At 68.9% G+C, this 3,261-nt stretch carries 4 protein-coding genes; all 4 read left to right on the forward strand.

Features of this window, described 5'->3' with window-relative positions; all coding sequences use genetic code 11:
- Positions 1-53 precede the first annotated feature (53 nt).
- Entirely contained in the window at positions 54-743 is a 690-nt protein-coding gene (gene cobI / locus GPA_RS00735) for a precorrin-2 C(20)-methyltransferase (protein WP_015538667.1), read from the forward strand.
- The gene (locus tag GPA_RS00740) at positions 744-1,877 is read left to right on the forward strand and encodes a cobalt-precorrin 5A hydrolase (RefSeq protein ID WP_015538668.1); all 1,134 of its coding nucleotides are present in this window, start codon (positions 744-746) and stop codon (positions 1,875-1,877) included.
- The gene (cobJ, locus tag GPA_RS00745; RefSeq protein ID WP_015538669.1) at positions 1,877-2,620 is read left to right on the forward strand and encodes a precorrin-3B C(17)-methyltransferase; all 744 of its coding nucleotides are present in this window, start codon (positions 1,877-1,879) and stop codon (positions 2,618-2,620) included. Before GPA_RS00740 ends, cobJ begins: the two co-directional genes overlap by 1 nt.
- Positions 2,608-3,261 (forward strand): precorrin-6y C5,15-methyltransferase (decarboxylating) subunit CbiE (gene cbiE, locus GPA_RS18595; RefSeq protein WP_083808798.1); only part of this gene is annotated, 654 nt, incomplete at its 3' end. The genes cobJ and cbiE, both read left to right, overlap by 13 nt.

Below are 3,261 nucleotides of genomic sequence, written 5' to 3' on the forward strand. Positions count from 1 at the left end.
GCTTTTCCGCACGTCGGGCGCCGATGCAGTTATCGGGGAATTGGGGGCGACGTATGAGTAAAGGCGTGCTGTACGGGGTGGGCACGGGGCCTGGCGACCCCGAGCTGCTCACGATCAAGGCCGTCCGCACAATCGAATCGTGTCCGGTCATCGCCGCACCGCAGACGGCGGACGGGGTCATGGTCGCGCTCGACATCGTGCGCGGCGCCGTTGACCTTACAGGCAAGACGGTGATCCCCGTGCGATTCTCGATGACGCGCGACGCCGAGCGCCGCGCGGCTGAGCATGCCTCGCTTGTTCGCGAGCTTGTCGCGCACCTGGATGCGGTCCGCGACGTCGCGCTGCTGAACCTGGGGGACCCGAGCATCTACGCCACCTTCCAGCGCATAGCGCCCGACGTGCGCGCCCGCGGGTTCGAGGCGCGCGCCATTCCCGGCGTGCCGAGCTTCTGCGCGGTCGCCGCGGCGCTCGAGCGCGACCTCACGCCCGAGATGTCGTCGCCTCTGCACATCGTGCCCGGCGGCTACGACGACGTGCGCCGCGCAATCGGCTGGCCGGGGACGAAGGTGGTCATGAAGGCGCGCCGCTCGCTTGCGGACACGAAGCGCATCCTTCGCGAGGAGGGCGCCTTCGACGGTGCCGAGCTCGTAGAGGACTGTGGGCTTCCGAGCGAGCGCGTGTACCGCTCGCTCGACGATGTGCCCGATCGGGGCAGCTACTTCTCGACGATGGTGGTGCGCTAGATGAGGGTTTCCTGCATAGCGTTCACTGAGAGGGGGTATGCGTTAGCGGAGCGCACCGCACGCGCGCTTTCCGATTGCGCGCAGACGGGTGAAGATGACCCTGGCTGGGGCGTTTCCGTTTCGCGCGGGTTCGGCGAGGGGAAGGTCGACCTGCGCGCATGGACGGCGCTCGCGTGGGAAGCGTCGGACGCGCTTCTGTTCGTGGGCGCGGCGGGCATCGCCGTGCGGGCGATCGCGCCGCATGTCGCCTCGAAGGCAAGCGATCCCGCGGTTGTGGCGATCGACGAGGCGGGGCGCTTTGCCGTCCCGCTTTTGTCGGGACATTTGGGCGGTGCGAACGAGCTTGCGCAAACTGTGGCACGCGCGGCAGGGGCCATCCCCGTCATCACCACGGCGACCGACGTCCGCGGCGTGTGGGCGGTGGATACGTGGGCGCGCTGTGCGGGGCTCGCCGTTTCGAATCCCGAGGCCATCAAGCGAGTGTCGGCGCGGCTGCTTTCGGGCGGGCGCGTGGCGCTCTATTCCGACATGCCGATTTCGGGACAGCCGCCTGAGGGGGTTGACATTGCGTCCGACCGCGCTCGGGCCGATATCGTCGTGTCGCCGTTCGCTGGCGCGAATGCAGGTGCGTCCGTTCGCGCGGCGGAGACAACGGGCGAGGTCATGCCCGCCGGTGAGACGGGGAAGCCGGCGGGCGTGCGGGCGCAGGCGCCTGCGCCCGAGCCGCTTCGCCTTGTCGTGCCCTGCATCGTTGCGGGCATAGGGTGCCGTCGCGGTGCGTGCGCCGAAGCGATCGAGGAGGCGTTTCTTCTCGCGTGCGGGCAGGCGGGTATCTCGCCTTCGGCCGTGCGCGAGGCGGCGACGATCGACGTGAAGGCGCACGAGGAGGGTCTGCTCGCCTTCTGCCGCGCGCGCAATATCTCGCTTGCGACGTATTCCGCAGAGGAGTTGTCGCAGGTCGAAGGCAGCGTTTCGCCATCTGATTTCGTGCGCGCGACGGTGGGGGTCGACAACGTGTGCGAGCGCGCGGCGCTCGCGGACGGGGGCAAACTTATCTTCCCGAAGCTCGCTCACGGCGGCGTGACCGTCGCGTTTTCCAAGGTAACTATCGAACTTTCGTTTAAGGAGCGGTGATGGGAAATCTCTTCGTGGTGGGGATCGGCCCGGGCGGCCCCGACGGCATGACGATTGCGGCCCGGCGCGCGCTCGAGGCGGCCGACATCGTTGTGGGGTACACGAAATACGTGGAGCTTGCGCTCGCCGCCGTGCCCGACGCGGCGCATCTCGCGACGCCGATGATGCACGAGGTCGAACGGTGCCGCCTGGCGCTTTCGCGCGCGCAGAGCGGAGAGGCCGTGGCGCTCGTGTGCAGCGGTGACGCGGGCGTGTACGGCATGGCGAGCCCCGTGCTGGAGCTTGCGGAGGACTACCCCGATGTAGACGTGGAAGTTATCGCCGGGGCCACCGCGGCTCAGAGCGGGTCGGCGGTGCTCGGCGCCCCGCTTGCCCACGACTTCGCGGTCGTGTCGCTCTCCGACCTGCTCACACCGTGGGAGGTCATCGAGCGCAGGCTCGCCGCCGTGGCGAGCGCCGACTTCTGCATCTGTTTGTACAACCCGCGCAGCAGAAAGCGCGCCGACAGGCTCTCGCGCGCGGCGAGGATCATGCTCGAATGGAAGGCCCCCGACACGCTCTGCGGCTGGGTACGCAACATCGGGCGCGAGGGGCAGCAGTCGGGCATGTGCAGGCTCTCCGAGCTGGGGGAGTTCGACGCCGACATGTTCACCACCGTGTTCGTCGGCAACGCGGACACGAAGCGCGTAGGCGGCCGTATGGTCACGCCGCGCGGGTATCGGGAGATTCCATGCGAAAGGTAACGATCATCGGGGCGGGGCCCGGAAACCCCGATTTGCTCTCGCGCGCGGCGCTCGATGCGATTGACATCGCCGACGTGGTCATCGGCGCTCATCGCGCGCTTGCCGGCATCGACGTGCCGCCCGACGTGGTGAGATGCGAGCTCGTGAAGACGGCGGACATCGTCGCCGCGCTCACCGATGTGGCGTCGTGGCAGCGCGCCGTGGTCGTGATGACGGGCGATGTGGGGCTGTTCAGCGGCGCGCGCCGCCTGGTGGAGGCGCTCTCCGGCGACGCGCAGGTGGACGTGCGCGTCGTTCCCGGCATAAGCTCAGCGTCGTATCTCGCCGCGCACCTCGCGCGTCCATGGCAGGATTGGCGCTTCGCGAGCGCTCACGGCGTGGCGTGCGACATCGTGGCCGAGGCCGAGCGCGCAGGTGAGCTCTTCCTCGCCACGTCGGGCGGGGAAGACCCCTCGCGGCTTTCGGGCGAGCTTGTGCAGGCGGGCTTCGGGGACGCGCGCGTGACGGTGGCCGAGCGCCTGTCGTACCCCGACGAGCGCATCACCTGCACGACCGCAAGTGAAATCGCAGGTCAGACGTTCGACGACTTGAACGTGATGCTTATCGAGTTCGCAGGCGGCGCCGGGTCGCCCGCGGGCTCT

This window comes from Gordonibacter pamelaeae 7-10-1-b, assembly GCF_000210055.1.
Lineage (GTDB): Bacteria > Actinomycetota > Coriobacteriia > Coriobacteriales > Eggerthellaceae > Gordonibacter > Gordonibacter pamelaeae.